This is a genomic window from Nocardia rhizosphaerihabitans, assembly GCF_014646295.1.
GTDB lineage: Bacteria > Actinomycetota > Actinomycetes > Mycobacteriales > Mycobacteriaceae > Nocardia > Nocardia rhizosphaerihabitans.
In genome coordinates this window covers 532,638-556,084 of record NZ_BMNE01000001.1, presented here as the reverse complement: position 1 = coordinate 556,084, position 23,447 = coordinate 532,638, and the positions used below count along the sequence as shown (strand labels likewise).

The following is a 23,447-nucleotide window of genomic DNA, read 5'->3' as shown; positions in this document are numbered from 1 at the left end:
TGGTAAGCCTAACCTATGTTCCGAGACATCATCGTCACGGGAACCAACGTTCGAGGAGGTTCGATGTCCGAGCCCGTCACCACCGCCCCGTCCCGCACCACCGCCGCGTTCGACCGCGCCTGCGCCCGGTTGCAATCGCTGCAACCCGAACATCCGCGGGTCTATGCCGTGGCGGCGATGGCCGGTCAGGGCAAACGGCGATGGTGGCACGTGCCGAACGGGCTGTCCGAGGGTCGCGTCGAGCTGATGTACCGCCGCCACGCCGCCGAGATGATCAATGACGACATCGCCGCCGAGGTGGTGGCGACCGCGCTCATCCACGCCGTGGTCGGCCGGGTCACCGCGCTGTTCGTGATGTCGGCCCAGGCGTGGGATCCGGGCCGGGACAACCTGTGGATCCATCACGACAACGACGGCGGCATCGACTGGGCGGGCCTGTCCGACACCACGATTCGCATCGTCGACGGTGATCCCGAGGTCGACGAGCGCGACGCGGTCGCGCTGCCGTGTGAGGCCGCGATGGCGGTCTGGCTCGCCCAGCGCTGCGCGTCCTCGCTGATTCCGCTGCAGTCGGTCCTCACCCGCTGCTCCGGCCTGCCCGCGCGCCGATTCTGGTCCCTGGTCGGTGAATCCGTCGTCGGCGCCGCCACCTACGTACCGGATCTGGCCCGCGCCGACAGCGCCGCGGGTGCGCGCCGTGGTCAGCTGCTGCTCGGTGCGCTCGAGGACCGTGGCCTGCCGGTGCGGCGCACCAGCTGCCTGCAGCGTTAGTGCTCAGCCGGAATATCCTGGGCGAGTAGCGCGGTGGCGAGTTCGCGGAACGAGCGCAGCAGCAGCTCGCCGTAGTGCTCGGGGTCCGGCATCATCGCGGCATTCGTCGTGACCGCGATGACGATCTCGTCGCCCTGCGAGGTGATCAGGTGACGCAGGCCGTCGCCGTCGAGAATCGGCAGCGAGCCGACCGCGCGGCGAATCGGCCTGCCGCAGAAGGCGAGTGAGTCGGCGACCGGCGGCACATTGCTGATCGTGGTGTTGCACAACGGCACCGTCGCCGAGTCGTCGAAACGTCGTTGCGCGCGTGCCCATCCCGCCGCGCGGAGCAGGAGCGCGGGCGCGGTCTCGACCCTGCGGTCGCCGCGCAGCACCACCGGGTCGGCGTGGCGCTGTTTGGCTCGGCTCGCCGAGTGCTCGACCGCGGCCAGCCGGTCGAGCGGATCGGCGATGTCGGTGTGCAGGTCGACGACCATCTGGGTGAGCTGATTCGCCGAATCCCATTCGGCGACACCGCGCATCGACATGGGCACCATCGCGGCCAGTGACCCCGCGGGCACCTCGTCGTGCTCGGCGAGGTAGGCGGCCAGCGCACCGGAAATCGTGGTCAGCATGAGGTCGTTGACCGTGACCCGCTGTGGGGCGGCGGCTTTGGCCGCGAGGACTTCCGGCAGCGGAATCGGCAGCAGGTGAAAGGTCAGCTCCGCGTGGATGTCCCGATTGAATCGGGTCGCCGGTCGCAGCGCGACAGGTTCGTGCACTGTGCCCGCCTCGACGAGGGCACGCAACTCCTCCTGCGCCGCGCGCGACCGCCGCAGTCCGGCGACGAAGCGCGCGGGCTGGGTGACGAGCGCGGCCGCCGTGCGCACCGCGGCCGGTAGTGTCCGAGGCTCGTCGAGCCGGACGGCCGGCGCGGGTGCGCCACCGAACAACCGGTGCTCCAGCGCGCGGGTCGCCACACCGTCGCCGACGCTGTGGTGGAACTTCAGCACCACGATCGTGGTTTCGCCGCCCATCGCCGGGACGCCTTCGACGCGATCCAGCACGTGGATCTCCCACGGCGGCCGGGTCAGATCCATTCGGGTGGAGGTGATCTCGGCGATGCGCGCGCGTGCGTCGTCCCAGGTTCCTGGGCGGTCCAGCACCACATGCTCACGCACCGACAGTGCTGGATCGGGCACCCAGTACGGCAGGTCGAGATCCATCGGCACGCGCTGCAGCCGCCGGTGGAACAGCGCCGCGTGCCCGATGCCTGCCCGCACCCAGTCCAGCACCTGCTCGCGCGTGAGCGGCGGGTGCCCCGGCGCGTCGGCGAAATACACCGCGACGATGTTCGACAGGTGCCGGTCGGTCTCGTCGTAGACGAAGACCGCGTCGCGCGGGCGCAGCTGTTCGGTGCCCACCCGGAATTCGGCGCTCACAGGCCGAGCGCCGTCGCCATCATCGGCCAGGACGTGTGCAGGTCGTCTTCCCAGTAGCCCCAGGAGTGGGTCCCGGTCGGGCGGACGTTGACGGTGACGTTCGTGCGGCCCAGTTCGCGTGCGCGCTGGCCCATGCTCGCGGTGCAGTACGCGGCCGCGGCTTCGATGCCGCCGCCGACGAGCATCTGATTCATCAGGATCGAGTGGGGGTTCTTGCCGTTGATGTGCACCCGCGGATTGGTGAGCGTGTCGTGCGCGCCCGGCAATCCGGTGCCGCTGGAGATGTAGATGGGGATGTCGGGCAGCCGGTGCGCCTGCACATACGGGTCGTGCTCGCGCCAGGCCGCGTCGGTGGCCGGCCCCCACATGTTCTCCACGTTGCCGCCGCCCATCCGCACGACGAGCGAGACGAACGCCCGCCCGATCGGGTCGCTGGTCATCGCGCAGCCGCTGTAGGAGGCGACGCTGCGATACAGGTCCGGTGCCTGGATGGCCAGGTCGAGCACCGATGTCCCCGCCATCGAGATGCCTGCCAGCGCGTTGACCCCGGTGGTGGCGAAGGCGGCGTCGATCACCGGCGGGAGCTCCCGGGTGAGGAACGTCGTCCACATGTTGTGGCCGTTGTTCTCGAGGTTCTTGGCCAAGCCCGCGTCGGGCTGTTGCCAGTCGGTGTAATAGCTGAACGCGCCCTCCATCGGGATGACGACGTTGACGTGCTTGCCCGCGAAGAACCCGGCCGCGTCCGTCTGCCCTGGCCAGTTCGCCGAATCCTCGCCGCCGCCTGCGCCGTTCAGCAGGTACAGCGTCGGCGCGGGAACGGTCGTGTCCGCCGGACGCAGCACCCGCAGCGCGATCGTGCGGTCCATCGACGGCGAGTAGACGCTGATGTCGGTGACCTGCCCCGACCGGGTCTGGCTCACCAGTCGCGCACCGGGTTCGGCTCCCGCGTGCGCGCCCTCGGCGAAGACGGGCGTCGTGGCCACTGCCGCGGCGCAGACGGCCACCATGATTGCGCGGAGGAGGTGATTGTTCATCGTGATACGAGCCTGCTGACTTCTCTCGGGGGCGAAATGGGAATGGGGGCGGGCCGTTGAACGGCCCGCCCCTTCTTCGTCGGCGACGAGTTACTTACCCGGTGTGGGAGTTCCGCCGCTCACCGTGATCAGTGCCTGAATGAACGGCAGGGCGGCCTCGCTGAGGCTACCGGCACCGGTCTGCAACAATTCGTAGAGAGAACCCATTGTTTTACTCCTGGATATGCTGGTGAATCAGCCCGACGAATCGGGCGTTGTGGGAGAGTGCGCGATTTACGGGAAGAACGCTTCCACCGATCCGAGGAAGACGGCGAGGAGGCCGTCGCCCTCGGCCGCAGAACCGAGGCCCGCGATCGCCGCCTGGATAATCTCGGTCAGTGAACCCATGGTCGATCTCCTGTCCTGATGTGATGCCGGTAACGTAGCGCCACTTTCATTGTGTGGCAACCCGGTGTTTCACATGCTGCGATTCGTTCGTTTTTTCTTTCCTGATGGAAGCTGCTCGCCGATTGCCATGGCACGCAGCCGCACTGCGGGTGACCTGTGGCTATCGCTACTGTCTGGGACGACACGGCGATGACCTGCGGTGAACCTGTTCGTTGCCGGCTGGTGCGACAGACCCTGGTTTTGGGGGGGTCGCGACGACTCGACCGCCCTCCTTCTTTGGGCCTGGCGGTGTTCCTATATCATGTTGCATAGCTATCAATGATGCGCAACAACCGCTCGGCTAGCCTGTGGAAATAGGTCCGGTGGCGGACCGTGAATGTGCCTCTTCCTTTACGGGAAGAAAGCCTCGACCGAGCCCAGGAATACGGCGAGTAGGCCATCGCCCTCGGCTGCGGAACCTATTCCCGCAATGGCGGCCATCATCAACTCGGTCAATGAACCCATGGTGAATCTCCTTGCATGATTGGTAAGCATCCCGCCGGAAAAGAGGGGAACCCGCGGCCGGGATGTGGGTAACGTAGCTCCGCTCATTTCCTCCGGCAAGGAAATCGCCCGATTCGCCGAATTCGACAACAGATCCTTCCCGGTGGAAGTACCGGCCGGTGTTGGTACCCGTCACAGCGGATCGCGCCGTGACCTGTACGGACGTCCAGTCCTGTCAGATCCACCAGTGAACGACCGCGTTCGCCGTAGGCGCTGTCAATCCCCCTGGAGCGGGTCACGCCAGATGCGCGCCGGAATTCCACCGATCAGATCGCGGCGCCGCAGCACCTGGATGCGCCACGGAGACAGGCGGAGGACCTGGAAGGCGGGATCGTCCGGGCCCCGCCAGAACTGGCCGGGGTCGTAGCCCGCGCCGGGCGGGCTACCGTGCCGGTACAGGTTCCACACGTGCGCGCGTTCGTCCGGTTCGTCGGTCCACTCGGCCACGGTGTCGACGGCGACGGTGTTCTGCGCCGGACTCCAATAGGAGAACGTCACATGCGGATTGCCCGCGATATGGGCGGCTTTCACCGGGGTGCGGTAGGTCCCGAGCCAGCCGATCGGCTGCTCGGTGTCGGTCTCCCAGACCGGAATCAGCACACGCGACCTGGGCCGTCCCTTGGCGTCGACGGTGGTCATGGTGGCGTAGTTGATCGAGCCGACGATGGTGTCGAAGTCGGGCTTGATGTCGGCGAAGGTGTGGACCTGGGCGCGGGTTCGGTTGCTCACTGCTGCTCCTCGATGGTGATGACGAGGTTGGTGGTGCCGCCTTCGAGGTAGCCGTCGCGGCCGTCGGTGGCGAGGTAGCGGCGGATGTGGTCGGTCACGGTGTAATTCATGGGTCCACCGTGACCGGGTGGACTTCGGATGGACTCAGGGTCGACTCGAGGCCGCCGGTCGGCTCGGCGCCTGCGCCGGATGTGGGCCGCGGGCTGCGCCGGGTTCAGGGTCGAGTCGAAGCCTTGGCGTCGTGCAGCGTGTGGGGGTCGGCACCGCAACCGTCGGCGAAACCGGCCGCGAACGGTCCGGCGCCGATGTCGCCGACGATGCGCGCCTCGATGCGTGCGACATCCCCGCGTTCGGCGTCGGGCAGCGGTGCGCCCGCCGACCGGCGCAGTGTGTCGGCGGCACCGAGCAACCGGGCGGCGGACGCGGAATCCCCGGCGAGCGACCGTGATCCGGCGAGACCTTCGAGCGCGAGTGCGTGGGCGCGTGGATCGCCGGTGCGCAGCGCGGAGTCCAGCCCGCGCAGCTGCAGCCGTTCGGCTTCGTCCGCGTCACCGGCCAGCTCGGCGGTGAAGCCCAGTTCGACGAGGATCAGCGCGGCGCCGAAATGCGATCCGGCGCGCAGGTGCCAGTCCAGCCACGCGCCGAGGTGCTCACGGGCCGCGCGCAGATCGCCGCGGCGCCGGGCGACGAGGCCGAGCCCGAGTACGGCGGATTCCTCCCCGACGAGATGCCCCTGGTCCACCGCGACCTGACGGGCCCGTTCGTGCAATTCGGCGCTGTGCTCGAACTCGCCGCGCAGCAACGCGATCCGGCCCAGTGAGGTGAGCCGCTCACCGACCTCGGTCCACAGCCCGAGCTCCTCGGCGGTCGTCAGTGCCGCCCGATGGTGTTCGCGGGCGGTGCCGTGATCCCCGGTGACCTCGGCGTGGCTGCCGAGCAGGTAGCCGGCGATGCCCAGCCCCCAGCGATCGCCGATCCTGGCGAACAGTGCGCGGCTGTGCTCGGCGTGTTCGCGCAGGCCGGTCAGGTCGCCGCGTCCGAAGGCGTCACGGGCCAGCGAGGCCGAGGCAGCGGCGACACCCCACTCGTCGCCCGCATCGGCGAAGGCGGTGCGCAGGTCGGCGGCGCTGTCCATGCGATGGTGTGCGGAGAATCCGGTGTGCGCGTGCGCGAGATACCAGCGGGCGCGCAGTTCGTCCGGCGTCGGCCTGGCGCCGACGGCGGGCAGTGACTCGACGGCCTGGCCGCGACCCAGCTCGAGCGCGCTGCGCCACAGGAGGGCGATCCGGCGCGCGGTCGAGCCGGTCTCACCGGGCAGTGCCAGCGCGATGCCGATCGACCGGATGCCCTCGGCCAGCCGTCCGCGCATCACCCAGTACCAGGCCAGCGCGTTGACCAGGCGCAGCGCGTCGGCGGATCGGCCCGCGGCCCTGGCGGTTTCGAGTGCGCGGCGCAGATCGGCCGACTCGGCGTCGAGCCGGGCCAGCCATCTGCGCTGATCGGCGGTGCGCAGCTGCTGGTCGGCGCGTTCGGCCAGGTCGAGGTAGTACGCGAGATGGCGCAGCCGGGTGTCGAATTCCTCGCCACTGTCACGCAATCGGTCGACGCCGTACGCCGCGACCGATTTCAGCAGCCGGTAGCGCGGCCGGGCCTCGGCGGCGGGCGTGATGATCAGGGACCGGTCGACCAGGCGGGCGAGGAGTTCCGCGACGTCGGACGGGTCCACATCGCCGCCCGCGCACACCGCCTCGGCCGACCCCAGCGTGCCGCCGTCGGCGTGCGCCGAAAGGCGCCGCAGCACAGCGCGTTCGGGATCGTCCAGGAGTTCCCAGCTCCAGTCGATCACCGCGCGCAGCGTGCGCTGCCGGTCCGGTGCGTCCCGGTACCCGGCCGAGAGCAGCGTGAACCGGTCTTCGATCCGTTCGGCCAGGGTGTGCACGCCCAGCGCGCGGACCCGGGTCGCCGCCAGTTCCAGTGCGAGCGGCACACCGTCGAGGTGGGCGACGATGGCGGCGACCGCGGCGGCATTGTCGTCGGTGACGGCGAAATCCGGTGCGGCGGAGCGGGCGCGATCGGCGAAAAGTCGTGCAGCAGAGGACTGTTCCACCTCGGCGGTGGTGGCGTCGGCGGCGGGCACCGCCAGCGGTGCCACCGGCCAGAGGTGCTCGCCCGCGATCGACAGGGGCACCTGACTGGTCACCAGTACCCGCAGTTCGGGTGCGGCGCCGAGCAGCCGCGAGACCAGCGCGGCGGCCGCTTCGGCGACATGCTCGCCGTTGTCCAGGACGAGCAGCACCTGTTTGGCGCGCACCGCCTCGGCGAGCCTGGCCAGCTGAGTGCCGTTGTCGGGCACCGGGAACGGACTCGACCCGGCGGAATCGTCGCGAACCTCCAACGCCGCGGCCACCACCTCGGTGAGGGCGGTCAGCGCACTGTCCTGCTCGGCGCCGAGGCACAGACCGGCCAGCTCGACGAACAGGACACCGTCGCGCGCTCGATGGGTGGCCGCGGCGGCCAGCGCCAGCCGGGTCTTCCCGACCCCGCCCGGTCCGGTGAGCGTCACCAGCCGTTCGGCGCGGAGCAGCGCATCGATCCCGGCGAGGTCGTCTTCGCGTCCGACCAGCGTCGTCGGCGGAACCGGCACGGTGGGCCGCGGCGTCACCGGCACGACGGGCGTGGGGCGCACCGGGGCGCCCAGGGCCGGATCCTGTTCCAGCACAGCGCGATGCAGGGCAGCCAGCTCGGGACTCGGATCGAGACCGAGTTCCTCGGCCAGATGCTCACGCAGTCGTCGATAGGAGTCGAGGGCCTCGCCATGGCGGCCTGAGCGGTACAGCGCCAGCATGTGGGCCGCGCGCAACCTTTCCCGCAGGGGATGCCGTTCGGTGAGTGCGCCGAGTTCGTCGGCGACCTGATCGTGTTCGCCGAGCGCGATCCTGGCCTGCGCGAGTTCCTCGACGGCGGTCAGCCGCTGTTCCTCGAGCCGCACCACCGGAATTCGCGCGAAGTCGTGATCGGCCAGGTCGGCCAGTGCGGGACCGCGCCACAGCGCCAGCGCCTCGGTGAGCAGCGGTGCGCGGGTGGCGATGTCCTCGGTGGCGCGCGCCTGGCGCAGCAGTTCCTGGAACACCTGTGAATCCACCGCGTCGGCGGCGACGTCGAGCAGATAGCCGGGGGAGCGCGACACCAGCAGATCGCGACCGCCCGTTTCGGCGTCACCGAGGACGCGCCGCAACTGGGAGGCGCGGGTCTGCAGCGAACCCGCCGGATTGGCCGGCATCGCCGCCCCGCCCCACAGCTCCTCGACGAGCCGGTCGGCGGGCACGATTCGGCCCGGTTCGGCCAGCAGCGCACCGAGCAGCACCCGGACCTTGAGCTCGGGAACCCGGACGGGTTGCCCGTCGTCGGTCCACACCGCCAACGGCCCAAGCACCCCGAAACGCATGTCACCCACCCTAAACGGGGGCGGGGACACGGTGCGCTCGAGGCGATCCTGAGTCGATCCGAAGGGTTTCCGAAGGGCAGGTCGGCACGGTGGGTCTCGTTCGAATCCTCCTCGAAGGGAAACCTCCTGATGTCCGCGTTCACCGATGTCCCCGAGCGGGCCGGAGCCCGCCAATGGCTGGGGCTGGCCGTCCTGCTCCTGCCGACGGTGCTGCTGTTCCTCAGCATGACCGTTCTGTTCCTGGCCACCCCGTACATCGCCGCCGACCTGTCGCCGAGCAGCGGTCAGCTGCTGTGGATCAACGACATCTACGGGTTCGTGATGGCGGGCTTCCTCGTGACCATGGGCACCCTGGGTGACCGGCTCGGCCGCCGCAGACTGCTGCTGGCCGGTGCGGCACTGTTCGGCGTGGCCTCGGTCGTTGCCGCGTTCGCGCCGAGCCCGGACCTGCTCATCGCCTCGCGTGCGCTGATGGGTCTCGGCGCGTCCGCCGTCATGCCTGCCACCTTGTCGCTGATCACGACGATGTTCCGCGACGACCGGCAGCGCGCCACCGCCATCGGCCTGTGGGCGGCGTCGGTGTCGGCGGGTGTGGCACTGGGCCCGCTGCTCGGCGGGCTGATGCTGGCCTCGCTGTGGTGGGGCGCGTCCATGCTGATCGGCGTGCCGGTGATGCTGCTCGTCGTGCTCGCGGTGCCGGTTCTCGTGCCCGAATACCGTGCGCCGGAGGCCGGTCGCCTCGATCCGGTCAGTGTCGCGCTGTCGCTGGCCGCTCTGCTGCCGTTCGTGTACGGCGTGAAGAAGCTCGCCGAGACCGGACTCGCCGCCGAATCGGTGCTCACCCTGCTGGCGGGCGTGCTGTTCGCGGTGGTCTTCGTCCGCAGGCAGCTGCGTCTGGCCGACCCGCTGCTCGACGTGCGGCTGTTCGCGAACCGGACCTTCAGCGGCTCGCTCGGCGTCTACATGCTCGCCGCCATCGCACTCGGCGGGGTCTACCTGCTGTTCACGCAGTACTTGCAGCTGGTCGCCGCTCAGTCTCCGCTGCAAGCCGGCCTGTGGATCCTGCCCGCCGCGATCGGCCTGGTCATCGTCTCGACGGTCACCCCCGCCATCGCCCGCCGGGTGCGCCCCGCCTACCTGATCGCCGCGGGGCTTGCGGTCTCGACCGTCGGCTACCTGGTGCTCACCCAGGTCGACAGCGTCGCGGGCCTGCCGCTGCTCATCGTCGGGTTCTACGTCCTGTACCCGGGCATCGCGCCCGCCATGGCGCTGATCCCCGGCCTGGTCATCGGCGCGGCTCCCGCGGAGAAGGCGGGCGCGGCGTCGGCGGTGAACAGCACCGCCAGCGACCTCGGCGTGGCACTGGGTGTCGCGCTGCTCGGCAGCGTGGGTGCGGCGGTGTACCGCGGCGGCATGGCGGATGCCGAGGGCGCGGCCGCGGAAACCCTGCCCGGAGCGCTGAGTTCGGCCGAGTCGCTGCCCGCCGAGGTCGCCGAGGTCGCCGAGGCCGTCGTGGCCGCGGCGCGTGAGGCCTTCACGAACGGACTCAATGCCGCGGCCTGGACCGCCGCCGTGCTGTCGGCCGCGGGTGCGGTACTGGCGGTCGCGCTCCTGCGCCGGATCCCGGCTGGTGCGACTTCGGTGCCGGATTCCGAAGCTGCGGTAGATATTCCGGGTGACGGCGTTGCCGAGCACGCCACCGCCGCAGTCTGATCACGACTGCCTGTCGTCACTACCCTCGACCACGCGATCCGGCCCGCCTTTCGCTGTGCCGCGATCATCGACGTGTCACGTGGGCGTCGGCCCGAGGCAGGCTCCGCCTAGCGGTCCGGTGCCGTGCGTCCGGTGACGACCAGCAGCAGCTCCGCCGCCGTACCGGACAGCGGAGTGCCGGTGCCCGCGGTCCAGCCCGTGTCGGTCGCGGTGAGGGCGTATCCGGCGAGGCGCTTGCGGGCGTGGAACGGGGTGCCCATCGTCCACACTCGTTCCAGCGACCACTGCGCGGCCGACGTCGGCATGACCCGGTCGATGCCGAGCGGGATCGCGATGTCCTGACCGTGCACCAGCAGGTCCATCAGGCGGTCGATCGGCGTCGTCCCGATCGGCGTGATCCGGGAGTCGACGGTGGCGCGCAAGGCGTCCAGCAGTTCGGCGGTCGACGTCCGGTCGGCGAGCCGGACAGCGGTGTCGTGGATCAGGCGATCGAGATTCCCGCGGGCCCGGATCACGTTCACGACGAGCGAGCCGATCGTGACCCGCGTGGCCAGCACGAGATGCGCGACCACATCCCGCACCCGCCAGCCGTCGCACAGCGAGGCAGTATCCCAGGCCGGTTCGGGCAGGTCGCGAAGCATAGCGACGAGGCTCGCGCGTTCCGTGGCGACCGCCTGCCAGATCGTCTCGGCGGTGGTGTGCTGTTCAGTCATGTGGGTACCGTAGGAACTCCACCGAGGTGGAGGTGCCAGCGATTGTGACCGACAGCACACGTCTGACGATCGGCGAACTCGCCACGCGCACAGGCGTCGCGGTCCGCACCATCCGGTTCTATTGCGACGAGGGCCTTCTCGATGTCCAGCGCACCTCGGCCGGCCATCGGGTGTTCGACCCGTCGGCCGCCGAACGACTGATGCTGCTGCGCCGCCTGCGTTCGTTCGGCATCGGCCTGGTCGCGATCGGTGACGTGCTGGCCGGTGCCCGGTCGATCGAAGAGGTGATCGCGGCCGAACGCGCCGCCCTCGATCACGAACTGGACGCGCTGAGCCGCCGCCGATCGCTGCTCCGCGCCGTCGAGCACTGCGCGCCCGACAGCCTGAATCTGCTTGCCGCCGTGACAGATCCACAGGCGGCCCGCGACGCGCTCGGCCGCTTCTGGCGCCGTCAGCTCACCCCGCTGCCCACCGCGGTGATCGACGACTTCATCGACATGAATGTTCCCGAACCCGCCGCCGACGCCCGCCCGGAACACCTCATCGCCTACGCGGAACTCGTTGCCACCGTGACGGATCCGGCGCTCAGCGCAGCCATGTTCGACACCATCCGCCATCGTGGCACCCCCGGCATCCGCGACGAACGCCGCCTGCTCGCCGAGGTGGCCGATGCCTGTCTGTCGGCGGCGCCGCTGGTCGCCGCGGGCCGCGCACCCACGCCCGGCGCCGAACTCGACCACTATGTCGACGCCCACGCCACCGCGCGCGGTCTCGCCGACACCCCCGCCTTCCGGCGGCAACTCCTGGCGGATGCCGAAGGCGCCGACCAGCTCCGGCGATATTGGCGGCTCACCGCGACCCTCACCGGCGAGATGGTGACCTCCGGCGCGGCGCACCTGTGGCTGTTCGACGCGCTCGCCGCCTCGACCCCATGAGAAAGGGGAGGCCGGCGATCCGGCCTCCCCTCGCTCACCGCGACGAACTCACGGCACAACTTCGACGATGTCGCCCGGCTCCAGCCACTCGTAGTGCGCCTTGGCGCCTTCGGGTGTCAGCCGGATGCAGCCGTGGGACTGCTCCTCGGTGGGTCCGATGTGGTAGGCGATGTCACCGTTGAAGAACACCGCGTACTCCATCGGCGCGTTGTGCAGGGTGCTCCAGTGGAACGGCTTCTTGAACGCGACCTTGAAGACGCCGGGCGGGGTCTCGTACCCGGGCCTGCCGTGCGACATCGGACTCGGCCCGAAGGTCACCTTGCCGTTGTCCATCAGCCAGGCGTTGTTGGTGGACAGCTGCAGGCACGCCCGCGCCTTCTCACTGCACGGCGCGACGACCGGTTCCGGCGGGGGAGCCGGAATGATGGCCGGAACACCGGGAACATCGGGACCGCCGGGCCACAGTGGTTCGGCCTGCACCGGCGCCGCGACGGCCGCGCCGGCCACCGCCGCGCACATCGCCGCCTGCACAGCCCAGCGGGGGATACGACTACTACTCACGAAATCTTGCCTCTCTCGCCGCGCCCACCCCTGGCCGTCGTGCGCCCAGAACATGAGCTTTCAACATCGACACAAGCCTCGGAAAACATAGAGGTATCAGAGATCATGAAGTATTGCGATCGTGTTGAGCAAGCCCGCGACGCCGCTGTCGGCGTGGCACTTGACCACTTAGGTAAGCCTGACCTATGCTCATCTCGGCGTATGGATGAGCCGGTGGTCCCGAGGGCTGCGGTCGACCCCCTCATTCCTGCCGCGGCGGGCTCCGTCCCAGTGACGGGGTCCGCCGCTTCGTCTCCCGGGGTGCGGGGCGCCGAACGCGATGGTGTAGACCGGAACGTATGACCGACAACACCCTGTCCCTGGCCGAGATCACCCCGGAGCTGATGACCAAGGCCAGCGAAGGCACCTTCACCGATCTCATCGGATTGCGCTTCACGGAGGTCAGCCCCGACCGGGTGCGCGGCGAATGGGAGGTGCGCCCGCAGCTGCACCAGCCTGCGGGCATCCAGAACGGCGGCGTCTACTGCACCGTCATCGAAACCCTGGCCAGCGTCGGTGCCGGTGTCTGGTTCGGTGAGCGCGGCTCCGTCGTCGGTGTCAACAACAACACCGACTTCCTGCGCGCGGTCCGCGAGGGCATCCTCACCGGCGAGGCCACCCCCATTCATCGCGGCCGCAGCCAGCAGCTATGGGTCGTGGTGATCACCGACGCCGAGGGTCGCGCCGTCGCCCGCGGCCAGGTCCGCCTGCAGAACCTCGCCGCCTGACTCAGTCTTCGGTGGTGATCCGCCACCCGTCGCGGCCGAGGACGTCGACGACCAGTGCCCCGATATTCCAGGCGTCGTCCTCGCCGCGATGGTGGCGGCCTTCCAGCGGCAGCCCCGCGATCCGCAGCGCGCCGGCCATCCCTGGCCGTTTGCGCAACCCGTACGACTCGGCGAACACCTGCTTGGCATTGGTGTGCCGCCGCCCGAACGGATACCGTACCCCCGTCGCCGCACACTGGACCCGGAACTGCTTGCGGTCGTAGTCACCCCAGCTCGCCCACGCCCGCGACCCCGCCGCGAACTCGGTAGCCAGCAGCCGGCAGGCCTGGTCGAACTCCACCCCACCGTCGACCTGCTCCTGCGTCAGCCCGGTCAGCTCCGTACAGAACTCGCTCACCGCGGAACGGGCAGGCCGCACAAGAATCCCGTGCCTGCTCACCCGTGTCCGCGCCGCGAGATCGACCACGGTCAGCCCGATCTCGATGATCTCACTGCTCTGCCCCACGGGCACCGCCCCGGCCCAGCACGTCGCCTCCACATCGACCACATTGAGCAGCCCGGTCCGTTCCTCCATGAACGGCGACGCTAGAGCGCCGATCCCCGCCCATGCCACCGAATTTCGTGCTCGCCTACCGCGGCGATCGGCGCACGGTCGTTTTCATGGCGTGCGGTGCATCGACTACGCGGTACCGGATCGACCTGGTGTCGCCGGACGCATTCGTGTGCTGAGGTGCCATCCGGATCGGTAAACCGAACGGTCGGAGCTCGGGTCGGCTGGACAGGCGGGCGGTCGGCGGGCATGCCAGAATGTCGGACACCTGTCCGCGATCCGTGAGGAGACCCGATGCGCCTGTCGCCGCACGAGCAGGAACGGTTGCTGCTGAGCTATGCGGCCGAACTGGCCCGCCGCAGGCAGGCGCGGGGACTCAAGCTCAATCATCCCGAGGCGGTCGCGTTGATCACCGATCATGTGCTCGAGGGGGCGCGGGACGGGCGGACCGTGGCCGAGTTGATGTCGTCGGGGCGGTCGGTGCTGAGCCGGGACGACGTGATGGAGGGCGTGCCGGAGATGATCCACGACGTGCAGGTCGAGGCGACCTTTCCCGACGGGACCAAGCTGGTCACCGTGCACCACCCGATCGGATAGGCGAGGCCATGATTCCCGGTGAATACCTTTGTGCCGAGGGCACGATCGAGCTGAACGCGGGCGCGGTCCGCATCGAACTCGAGGTCGTCAACACCGGCGACCGGCCGGTGCAGGTGGGCAGCCACGTGCATTTCCCGCAGGCCAACGCGGCACTCGACTTCGACCGCGCGGCCGCGCACGGCCACCGCCTCGACATCCCCGCGGGCACCGCCGTTCGGTTCGAACCCGGCCTGCCGCAGCGTGTTTCGCTCGTCCCGCTCGGCGGCACCCGCGAGGTGTACGGGATCAGCGCCAACCCGCCGGGGCGCCTCGATGCGTGACCACACGACCCCTTCGGGAGAGATTCGATGACCGCACTGAGCCGCGCCCGCTACGCCGAACTGTTCGGGCCCACCACCGGCGACCGTCTCCGGCTCGCCGACACCGACCTGATCATCGAGATCACCGAAGACCGCAGCGGCGGACCGGGACTCGCCGGTGACGAAGCCGTGTTCGGTGGCGGCAAGGTGCTGCGCGAATCGATGGGTCAGTCGCGGGCCACCCGCGCCGACGGCGCACCCGACACCGTCATCACCGGCGTCGTGATCATCGACTACTGGGGCATCATCAAGGCCGATGTCGGCATCCGCGACGGCCGAATCTGCGGCATCGGCAAAGCGGGCAACCCCGACACCATGTCGGGCGTGCACCCGGCCCTCGTCGTCGGCCCGTCGACGGAGATCATCGCGGGCAACGGCCGCATCCTCACCGCGGGCGCCATCGACTGTCACGTGCACTTCATCTGCCCGCAGTTGATGGACGAGGCGCTCGGCGGCGGCATCACCACGCTCATCGGCGGCGGCACCGGCCCGGCCGAGGGCTCCAAGGCCACCACCGTCACCCCCGGTTCCTGGCATCTGGCGCGGATGCTGGAATCCCTCGATCACTGGCCGATGAACATCGTGCTGCTCGGCAAGGGCAACACGGTCAGCCAGGAATCCATGTGGGAGCAGTTGCGCGCAGGCGCTTCGGGTTTCAAGCTGCACGAGGATTGGGGTTCCACACCCGCCGCGATCGACGCGTGCCTCACCGTGGCCGACGCGGCGGGCGTGCAGGTGGCCCTGCACTCGGACACGCTGAACGAGGCCGGGTTCGTCGAGGACACCGTCGCCGCCATCGCCGGTCGCGGCATCCACGCCTATCACACCGAGGGCGCCGGCGGCGGGCACGCACCCGACATCATCACCGTCGCTTCGCATCTCAACGTGCTGCCCAGCTCCACCAACCCCACCCGGCCGCACACGATCAACACCCTCGACGAGCACCTCGACATGCTCATGGTCTGTCACCACCTGAGCCCGTCGATCCCCGAGGACCTGGCCTTCGCCGAATCGCGGATCCGCCCGTCCACCATCGCCGCCGAAGACCTGCTGCACGACCTGGGCGCCATCTCCATGATCGGCTCCGACTCCCAGGCCATGGGCCGCATCGGCGAGGTGGTCCTGCGCACCTGGCAAACCGCGCACGTGATGAAACGCCGCCGCGGCGCCCTGCCCGGTGACGGCGCGGCCGACAACGCCCGCGTGCGGCGCTATATCGCCAAATACACCATCTGCCCGGCGGTGTCGCACGGCCTCGACGCCGAGATCGGCTCGGTGGAGGTCGGCAAAATGGCCGACCTGGTGCTGTGGGAGCCCGCGTTCTTCGGTGTCCGCCCGCACGCGGTCCTCAAGGGCGGCATGATCGCCTGGGCCGCGATGGGTGACGCCAACGCGTCCATCCCCACCCCGCAGCCCGTGCTGCCGCGCCCCATGTTCGGCGCCGCGGCCCCCGCCGCCGCGGCCACGTCATTGCACTTCGTCTCCGAGCAGGCCATCGACGACGGCCTCGCGAACCGGCTGGATGTGCGCCGAAAGCTGGTGCCGGTCAAGAACGTTCGCAAGGTCACCAAGGCCGACATGCCGCTCAACGACGCCATGCCGCACATCGAGGTCGACCCCGACACCTTCACCGTCCGCGTCGACGGCGAGGTGTGGGCCGAGCAACCGGCCACCGAACTGCCGATGGCCCAGCGCTACTTCCTGTTCTGACGACGAAACCCGCCGACCACGGTGTCGGCGGGGTTTCGCGTGCGGCGCTCAGTCGAACGAGCAGCCGCCGACCGGCTTGTCCGCAAGCCGGTCGAGCAGGTAGGTCACCGCGTTGTCGGGACCGAAGCCGTCGATCAGTTCCGGACCGAAGTGGTTCGGAATGGTCGTGCCGGGCAGGATCGGCGGCAGCTCGTTGGTGCGGAAGGTGACCGTGGCGCCCTGACCGCACCAGTCCTCGGCCAGGCGGCGGGCCTGCCCGTAGGGAACGGTGTCGTCGTTGCGGCCGCTGGTGATGAGGACCGGGGTGGCCGGCTTCGAGCTGCCGATGCGCAGTTCCGCCAGCACCGGCGCCGCTTCGGGAATCTCGGCGAGATGCTCGGTGAGCGAACGCCCGTCGACCGTCAGCGAATTCGTCTTCAGGAACGGGTGATAGGTGATCAGGTCGGCGACGCACGATTCGCTCAGCGTCGCGAGCATGGCGCGGCCTTCGGGGCTGATCACCCGGTCCACCGCCTGGTGGAGTTCGGGGTAGCGGGCGAGCATGCCGTTGACCGCGAACCCGATCGCGCCGCCGATCAGCGCGCCGTCGATGCGTTCCAGGATCGCCGAGAGGTCGGCGACCGGACCGCCGGCCCAGGTGCCCTTCAGGTTCAGCTCCGGCGCGTACTCGGGCTGCATCTCCGCGGCCGCCGCGGTGGCGCCACCGCCCTGCGAGTAACCCCACAGGACCAGGGGAGTCTCGGGTCCGACACCGCCGAGCGCATTGGCGGCGCGCGCGCCGTCGAGGATCGCGTGGCCGCTTTCGAACCGGTTGGCGTAGGTGTGGATTCCCGGCGTGCCGAGCCCGATGTAGTCGGTGATCAGCACCCGCGCGCCGAGCGCGGTCCACACGGCCGAGGACGGCAGCTCCTGATTCGCCGACAAACCGAGGGGATCGGCGGTCACCGAGACGCCCGTGGAGAACGCCACCGACATCGCGCACCGGTCCGCCTGACCCGAGGTTCCGGGCCCGATGACCACGGTCGGCCGCGGCCCGGCGCCCTGCCAGGGATTCTTCGGTTCGATGTAGGTGCCGCTCACCGCGACGGGGGAGCCGTCCTGCAGCCGCGAGGTGTACATGACGTGCTGGGCCTGCGTCGGCCAGCCCGCCGCGGTCGGCGGCGTCGCGAGAATCGTCATCGGCTGCGTCTTCACGATCGCACCCGGCGTCTCCGGAATCGCCGCGGGCGGTGTGTAGAAGGCGTTCATCGGCTCCGCGGCCGCCGGCAAGGCGCCTGCTCCGTGACCCGCTACTGCCGCCAGACACGCCACCGCCGTCAGCGCCGCCCGGCGCGCCAGCGATCGTGATTGCCGCATATCACTCCCATCGATGCCACCTCCGCGCCGTCGCGGACGTGTTCTGAGCCGCAGCGGAGGTAGATCATGACCCAGGTCACGGCGCAGCGGCGTACCGGACGGTAACACGGTTACCGAACGCGGGAAAGACCGGGTCGGCTCTCGGCCGCAACGGGCGGGCACCCCCGCGACAATCGGGAGGTCGGCACCGCGAAACAGCGGCCCGATGGTGGCAGACTGACGCCCATGATGGACAACGACTGGGCAAGTGTCGACCGCTATCTCGTGGACGCGCTCATCGGGGACGACGGCGCTCCGGCGCTCGCCGCCAACGCCGACGCGGGCCTGCCCGCGATCGATGTCTCCCCGCCGCAGGGCAAGTTCCTGCATCTGCTCGCCCGCAGCGCCGGTGCGCGGCGCGTGCTCGAGATCGGCACGCTCGGCGGATACAGCACCGAATGGCTGGCGCGTGCGGTCGGGGACGAAGGCACCGTGGTGACCCTCGAATTCGAGCCGCGCCACGCCAAGGTCGCCAGGGAGAACCTGGACCGGGCAGGCGTCGGTGCGCGCGTGGACATCCGGGTCGGGGCGGCGCTGGACACCCTGCCGGAGGTCGCCGAGGACGCGGCCGCACCGTTCGACCTGGTCTTCATCGACGCCGACAAGGTCAACAACGCCAACTACGTGCAGTGGGCGCTGCGGCTGACCCGTCCGGGGTCGGTGATCATCGTCGACAATGTCGTGCGCGGCGGCGCGGTGGCCGACGAGCACTCCGAGGATCCGAACGTGCGCGCGAGCCGCGAACTCGTCGAGTTGCTGGCCGCCGAGCCGAGCCTGGACGCGACGGTCCTCCAGACGGTCGGCGCCAAGGGCTGGGACGGATTCGCCTACGCGGTCGTCAACGGGCCCACTTCCTGAAGTCGGCCGGGTGACGGCCGAGGCGGTAGAGTGGGGAGTTCCGCTGACCGGGGATCGACGGCGCGCCGCATCGGCCACGCCGCACCCGGGACGGGTTCACCCACCGGCAACGCGCGCGGCGACTACTGGGCGATCGGTATTCATCACCGGTTATCCGCCCTCGATAGCGTGGTGGTACTCGGAAGGAGCCCGGCGTCATGGAATTCCGACACCTCATTTCGTTCATCACCATCGCCGAAGAGTTGCATTTCGGTCGCGCAGCGCAGCGCCTTCACCTGACCCAGCCAAGTCTCAGTGCCCAGCTACAGAAGCTGGAGAAGTCACTCGGCGTCCAACTGGTCGCCCGCAACTCCCATGAGGTGCGGCTGACCCCGGCGGGGCGGGAGTTCGAACTCCAGGCCCGCCAGATCGTCGCCCAGCTCGACCGCGCCGCCCAGGCGGCCAAGGCGACCGCCGAAGGTCGCGCGGGCAGTCTGAACATCGGATACAACCTGCCGGCCAGCAGACACGTGCTGCCGGAGGCGCTCACCAGAATGACCGAGCGACATCCCGACATCGTCGTCTCGTTGTGGGAGAAGCGGACCGGGCCACAGCTGGCCGGCCTCGCCGACGGCTCACTCGATCTGGCCCTTGTCTACGGTCACCCCAGCACCGCGGACTTCCGGTATCGCCGTCTGCTGCACCGGGTTCCGCTGGTCGCCGTCGTCGGGAGACGACATCGGTGGGCGGACCGGCCAGGTGTGCCGTTCGCCGAGCTACAGAACCAGGACTGTGTGTTGTTCGCGCGGGAACAGTGTCCCGCGATGTACGACACGATCCTGCGCTCGGCGGCCGAGACCAGGATCTCGCTCAATGTCACGCATTCGGCCGACGACCCCGGCGCCACCGCGCATATGGTCTCGGTTCGCCCGCTCGTCGGGTTCGCCTCGCTCCCGCGGGCGATTTCGATGGGAATGGGTGTGCCGGGCAGTAGTTCGGTGGCGGTGAAATTGTTCGATCCGGTGCCGACACTGGATTTGCACGCGGTGTGGCGTGCCGACGAACCGAATCCCGCCGTGTCGCTGTTCCTGGAATGCATCGAATCGGCACAGATAGATGATGTCCGGGCATTGTCGGCCTGAAGCCGTCGATAGGACATGACTGTCGCGCGGTAGGAACAGCGATGGCGGCGGCGACGGGAATGGTTGCCGCCGTGAAGAATTCAATTCGTGAACACAGTGTCTGTCACCGCGAACGGATTCGTTCCATCCGATACCTCCAGTCTGTACGCGATAGTTTCCGAAGCGGCGCGGCGTGACCCGGCGCGTCATTCCCTGTGCGCCGCCGACGGAACCCAGCTGACCACCGGCGAACTCGACACCCGGGTCCGCGCGCTCGCCTCGGCACTGCTCGACCGATCGGTCGCCGCGGGTGATCGCGTGGCCGTGCTCGGCCGCACGAGCCTGGAATGGGCACTGCTCGACTGTGCGGCGCTGGCCGTCGGCGCGGTGATCGTGCCGGTGTACCCGACCTCCTCGCCCGCGCAGATCGAACACATCCTGCGCGACAGCGGCAGCGGCTTCTTCGCGGCCGAAACCGCCGACGACGCGGCTCGTCTGGTCGCGGCGGGCGCGGCCGAGGGTGCGGTGTGGTCCTTCGACGACCTCGCCGCATGGTCGACGGGCCAGGAGCACCCCGAGCTCGACGCGCGGATCGCGGCGGTGCGGGCCGGCGATCTGGCGATGATCGTCTACACCAGCGGCACCACCGGTCTGGCCAAGGGCTGCATGATCAGCCACCGCAACATGTACGTCACGGCTGCGAACACCTCCCGGCAGACCGGCGATCTGTTCGACGGCACCACGGTGCTGGCGCTACCGCTCTCGCACGTGTTCGGCCAGACGATCCTGTTCGCCTGCCTCTACGGTGGCAGCCGCACCCACCTGCTGCCCGGCGTTCCCGACCTGGTGCCCGCGCTGGCCCGGTTACGTCCCACCTTCCTGGCGCTGATTCCCTACGCGCTGGAGAAGATTCGCAAGCACACGCGCGCGCTGCTCACCGGGGAGCAGGAGGCGGAGGCGGTCGAGCGCGGCCTCACGCTGCTGGCCGAGGGCGTGTCGCCCACCGCGGGCCACGACGCCGTGTCCGCCGCGTTCGGCGGTCGGCTGCGCTACGTGATCTCCGGCGGCGCGTCCCTCGACGACACCACGGCGGGCTTCTACGCCGGCTTCGGCGTGGTGATCCTGAACTGCTACGGCCTCACCGAGGCGGCCACCGCGGTCACCGTGAGCGCGCCGGCCACCAACCGGCTCGGCACCGTCGGCCGCCCGATCCCCGGCACCGAGGTCGGCATCGGCGCCGACGGTGAAGTGCTGGTTCGCGGCCCGCACGTCTCGCCGGGCTACTGGGGCGCGGCCGCCGACCAGCGGCCCGTCGACGACGAGGGCTGGCTGCACACCGGTGACATCGGCGAACTCGACGACGGCCACCTGCGGATCACCGGGCGCAAGAAGGAGATCCTGGTGACCTCCGGTGGCAAGAACGTCGCGCCGACGCCGCTCGAGGACCGGGTCCGGCTGCATCCACTGGTCAGCAACTGCATGGTGGTCGGTGACGGGCGCCCGTTCGTGACCGCGCTGATCACCCTCGACGCCGACCGCGCGGCGAAGTGGCGCATCGACCATCCCGACGACGACCCGGCCACCGAGATCCAGGCCGCCGTCGACGACGCCAATTCGCTGGTGTCGCGGCCGGAATCCATTCGCGCATTCCGTGTCGTCGACGGCGATTTCACCGTCGACGCCGGGCTGCTCACGTCGTCCCTGAAATTGCGCAGGGCCGCGATCGCCGACACCTATTCCGCGGAAATAGATCAGCTGTACGTGTCGCGCGGGTAACGCGGCGCGAAATTCCACCCACGGTCTCGCCGACGATAGCCGGGACCGATCGGCCGATGAATTGCGGTGGCCCGCCGTGGTTTCCGCAATACACCGGCGACAGACTCGAAATCGGAATTCGACCACCGAAAGTGATCACATCATGTATGACGTCATCGTCGTCGGAACCCGGGTCGCGGGTTCGCCTCTGGCCATGCTGCTGGCCCGTCAGGGTTACCGGGTGCTCGCCGTGGATCGCGCGACCTTTCCCAGCGACACCCCGTCCACGCACTACATCCACCAGGCCGGCCTCGGCTTTCTGAAGTCCTGGGGTCTGCTCGACGCCGTGGTGGCCACCGGCTGCCCGCCGATCCGCCACCTCAACTTCACCTACACCGACATCGAGATCCCCGGCATGGCCGATCCGTCGGCCGACGGCATCGACGCCGTGTACTGCCCGCGCCGCACCGTGCTCGACAAGATCCTGGTCGACGCGGCGGGGGAGTCCGGCGCTGAGGTCATCGAGGGCTTCACCGTCACCGGCCTGCTGCGCGACGGCGACCGGGTCGCCGGTATCCGCGGCCGCGTCGGCGAGGGCCCCGAGCAGGAGTTCCGCGCGAAAATGGTTGTCGGCGCGGACGGTTCGAACTCGGTCGTCGCCAAGGAGGTCGGTGCGGCCACCTACGAGGGCTCGGCCGCGGCCTGCTTCATCTACTACTCGTACTACGAGGGCGTCGACTGGGGCATGCACCACCGCACCGGTTTCGGTGAGCAGCAGTTCGCCTCCTGGCCCACCAACGACGGCCTTGCCCTGGTCGCGGTCATGCGCAAGCGCGACCGGTTCCGCGACTTCCGCACCGATCCCGATGCCGGCGTGCAGGAGATCGTCGACCAGATCGACCCGGAAATCGGTGCGCGCCTGCGGGATACCGGCAAGCGCGTCGAGCCGTTCCGGCCGATGCTGTACCCGGACAACTACCGCCGCCAGTCCTTCGGTCCCGGCTGGGCCCTGGTCGGCGACGCCGGCTACCACAAGGACCCGTTCACCGGCTGGGGCATCACCGACGCCTTCAAGTACAGCCAGCTGCTGGCCGATCTGGTGCACGAAAGCCTCTCGGGCGCGCGTCCGTTCGAGGAGACCATGCCGGAGTACCAGCGCGAGCGCGACGCGCAGAGCGCCAGCACCTACGAGCTGACCCAGTCCATCTCCGAGCTCACGCTGACTCCGTACTACGACTCGGTGTTCCGCGCGGCGAGCCTGAGCCCGCATTACTCCAAGAAGTTCTTCGGACTGATCGCGGGCCTGTATCCGCCGGACAAGTTCTTCGGTGAGGCCGAGCTGAGCGCGCTCTACGAAGAGGTGAACTTCCCCGTCGCCGACCGGCACGTGGTGAATACCGCGGCGGTCTCGGCGTGAACGGTCAGCGCCCGGAGGCGGTAGCGCAGCGTCACCACGCAGGGCGCCCGGGCACGCCGCAGGAGGTGGCAGCGTGATCGCGGCCGGCCTGACGGCGCTCGGAGACAGCTTCGTGGAGGGCCGTGGCGACCCCGCCGCGGCGGGTGGCTACCGGGGCTGGGTCTCGCGCCTGGGCGGTCAGCTGGGGTTGCGGCCCACCACGATTCGCAACTTCGGCACCCACGGCGCCACGACCGGCGATGTCGTCGCGAGCCAGCTCGCGGACGCGACCTCGTCGGCCCGGGCCGGCCTCTACGGTGTGGTTGTCGGCGTGAACGACCTGGTCAGCGCGTACGACGCGGATCGTTTCGCCGACAACCTGCACACCATCTTCTCGACCCTGCGGGCCAGGGAAGCCACCGTGTTCACCGCGAGCTACCCCGACATCCCCGCCCGCCTGCCCGTGCCGGACGGTTTCCGCGCCCTGCTGCGTGAGCGTTTCGCCACCGCCAACGACGTCCTTGCCCGGGTCACCGACGACACCGGCACCCTGCTGCTCGATATCGCCGCCCGGCCCGAATGGGCCAGGCCTGAGGTGTGGACCGCCGACGGTCTGCATCCGAGTCCGGTAGGCCACCGCCTGTTCGCCGCCACCGCGGCCGAACTGATCGCCTCGGCCACCGCCACCACCGTCGCCGCCTGAGAGGA

The 23,447-nt window shown here is 69.5% G+C and carries 19 protein-coding genes and 1 pseudogene; 12 read left to right on the top strand and 8 right to left on the bottom strand.

Features of this window, described 5'->3' with window-relative positions:
- Nucleotides 1–63: 63 nt before the first annotated feature.
- Nucleotides 64–771, top strand: coding sequence for a hypothetical protein (locus tag IEY60_RS02420; RefSeq protein WP_189023322.1), 708 nt, complete (start codon nt 64–66; stop codon nt 769–771).
- Here the strand turns inward: IEY60_RS02420 and IEY60_RS02415 are convergent.
- From IEY60_RS02415 to IEY60_RS02400, 4 genes are all read right to left on the bottom strand, one after another.
- Nucleotides 768–2,192, bottom strand: coding sequence for a wax ester/triacylglycerol synthase family O-acyltransferase (locus IEY60_RS02415; RefSeq protein ID WP_189023320.1), 1,425 nt, complete (start codon nt 2,190–2,192; stop codon nt 768–770). The genes IEY60_RS02420 and IEY60_RS02415 overlap by 4 nt on opposite strands.
- The gene (locus IEY60_RS02410; protein WP_229739487.1) at nt 2,189–3,226 is read right to left on the bottom strand and encodes an alpha/beta hydrolase; all 1,038 of its coding nucleotides are present in this window, start codon (nt 3,224–3,226) and stop codon (nt 2,189–2,191) included. Before IEY60_RS02410 ends, IEY60_RS02415 begins: the two co-directional genes overlap by 4 nt.
- Before the next feature lie 1,146 nt (nt 3,227–4,372).
- Complete coding sequence (locus tag IEY60_RS02405; RefSeq protein ID WP_189023318.1) at nt 4,373–4,885, bottom strand: pyridoxamine 5'-phosphate oxidase family protein; 513 nt, start codon at nt 4,883–4,885, stop codon at nt 4,373–4,375.
- Nucleotides 4,886–5,099: 214 nt separating this feature from the next.
- Nucleotides 5,100–8,330, bottom strand: a complete 3,231-nt coding sequence (locus tag IEY60_RS02400; protein ID WP_194497704.1) for an AfsR/SARP family transcriptional regulator — start codon at nt 8,328–8,330, stop codon at nt 5,100–5,102.
- A 129-nt stretch (nt 8,331–8,459) separates the two neighbouring features.
- Here IEY60_RS02400 and IEY60_RS02395 point away from each other — a divergent pair.
- Nucleotides 8,460–9,968: pseudogene (locus IEY60_RS02395) on the top strand (MFS transporter); the annotation flags it as partial.
- 182 nt (nt 9,969–10,150) lie between these two features.
- On the opposite strand, the gene IEY60_RS02390 reads toward IEY60_RS02395, so the two are convergent.
- The gene (locus IEY60_RS02390; RefSeq protein WP_189023312.1) at nt 10,151–10,756 is read right to left on the bottom strand and encodes a maleylpyruvate isomerase family mycothiol-dependent enzyme; all 606 of its coding nucleotides are present in this window, start codon (nt 10,754–10,756) and stop codon (nt 10,151–10,153) included.
- Nucleotides 10,757–10,800: 44 nt separating this feature from the next.
- Between IEY60_RS02390 and IEY60_RS02385 the strand changes: the two genes are divergently transcribed.
- Nucleotides 10,801–11,691 carry a MerR family transcriptional regulator gene (locus IEY60_RS02385; RefSeq protein WP_189023310.1) on the top strand — a complete coding sequence of 297 codons (891 nt, stop codon included), beginning with the start codon at nt 10,801–10,803 and terminating at the stop codon, nt 11,689–11,691.
- Nucleotides 11,692–11,739: 48 nt separating this feature from the next.
- Here the strand turns inward: IEY60_RS02385 and IEY60_RS02380 are convergent, their stop codons facing one another.
- Nucleotides 11,740–12,252 carry a L,D-transpeptidase gene (locus tag IEY60_RS02380; protein ID WP_229739486.1) on the bottom strand — a complete coding sequence of 171 codons (513 nt, stop codon included), beginning with the start codon at nt 12,250–12,252 and terminating at the stop codon, nt 11,740–11,742.
- Between the two features lie 383 nt (nt 12,253–12,635).
- On the opposite strand from IEY60_RS02380, the gene IEY60_RS02375 reads away from it, so the two are divergent.
- Nucleotides 12,636–13,019: a PaaI family thioesterase gene (locus IEY60_RS02375; protein ID WP_189024795.1), complete on the top strand. Its 384-nt coding sequence runs from the start codon at nt 12,636–12,638 to the stop codon at nt 13,017–13,019.
- Nucleotide 13,020: 1 nt separating this feature from the next.
- Here IEY60_RS02375 and IEY60_RS02370 read toward each other — a convergent pair whose 3' ends face one another.
- Nucleotides 13,021–13,593 carry a 3'-5' exonuclease gene (locus tag IEY60_RS02370; RefSeq protein ID WP_189023308.1) on the bottom strand — a complete coding sequence of 191 codons (573 nt, stop codon included), beginning with the start codon at nt 13,591–13,593 and terminating at the stop codon, nt 13,021–13,023.
- A gap of 270 nt (nt 13,594–13,863) precedes the next feature.
- On the opposite strand from IEY60_RS02370, the gene IEY60_RS02365 reads away from it, so the two are divergent.
- From IEY60_RS02365 to IEY60_RS02355, 3 genes are read left to right on the top strand one after another with little or no spacing between them, the layout of a single operon-like run.
- Entirely contained in the window at nt 13,864–14,166 is a 303-nt protein-coding gene (locus tag IEY60_RS02365) for an urease subunit gamma (RefSeq protein WP_189023306.1), read from the top strand.
- Between the two features lie 8 nt (nt 14,167–14,174).
- Nucleotides 14,175–14,486 (top strand): urease subunit beta, encoded by a 312-nt coding sequence (locus IEY60_RS02360; RefSeq protein ID WP_189023304.1) that lies wholly within the window; start codon nt 14,175–14,177, stop codon nt 14,484–14,486.
- 27 nt (nt 14,487–14,513) lie between these two features.
- Complete coding sequence (locus IEY60_RS02355) at nt 14,514–16,235, top strand: urease subunit alpha (protein WP_189023294.1); 1,722 nt, start codon at nt 14,514–14,516, stop codon at nt 16,233–16,235.
- Nucleotides 16,236–16,283: 48 nt separating this feature from the next.
- Here IEY60_RS02355 and IEY60_RS02350 read toward each other — a convergent pair whose 3' ends face one another.
- A complete protein-coding gene (locus tag IEY60_RS02350) occupies nt 16,284–17,591 on the bottom strand; it encodes a lipase family protein (protein ID WP_189023292.1) in 1,308 nt (435 codons plus the stop codon).
- Between the two features lie 225 nt (nt 17,592–17,816).
- Here IEY60_RS02350 and IEY60_RS02345 point away from each other — a divergent pair, with 225 nt between their 5' ends.
- The 5 genes from IEY60_RS02345 (at nt 17,817) to IEY60_RS02325 (ending at nt 23,442) form a co-directional block, all read left to right on the top strand.
- Nucleotides 17,817–18,488, top strand: a complete 672-nt coding sequence (locus IEY60_RS02345; RefSeq protein WP_189023290.1) for an O-methyltransferase — start codon at nt 17,817–17,819, stop codon at nt 18,486–18,488.
- Nucleotides 18,489–18,685: 197 nt separating this feature from the next.
- The gene (locus IEY60_RS02340) at nt 18,686–19,609 is read left to right on the top strand and encodes a LysR family transcriptional regulator (RefSeq protein ID WP_189023288.1); all 924 of its coding nucleotides are present in this window, start codon (nt 18,686–18,688) and stop codon (nt 19,607–19,609) included.
- A 96-nt stretch (nt 19,610–19,705) separates the two neighbouring features.
- Entirely contained in the window at nt 19,706–21,364 is a 1,659-nt protein-coding gene (locus tag IEY60_RS02335) for an AMP-dependent synthetase/ligase (protein ID WP_189024793.1), read from the top strand.
- 142 nt (nt 21,365–21,506) lie between these two features.
- Nucleotides 21,507–22,760: an NAD(P)/FAD-dependent oxidoreductase gene (locus tag IEY60_RS02330; RefSeq protein ID WP_189023286.1), complete on the top strand. Its 1,254-nt coding sequence runs from the start codon at nt 21,507–21,509 to the stop codon at nt 22,758–22,760.
- 73 nt (nt 22,761–22,833) lie between these two features.
- Complete coding sequence (locus IEY60_RS02325) at nt 22,834–23,442, top strand: SGNH/GDSL hydrolase family protein (RefSeq protein ID WP_189023284.1); 609 nt, start codon at nt 22,834–22,836, stop codon at nt 23,440–23,442.
- Nucleotides 23,443–23,447 lie beyond the last annotated feature (5 nt).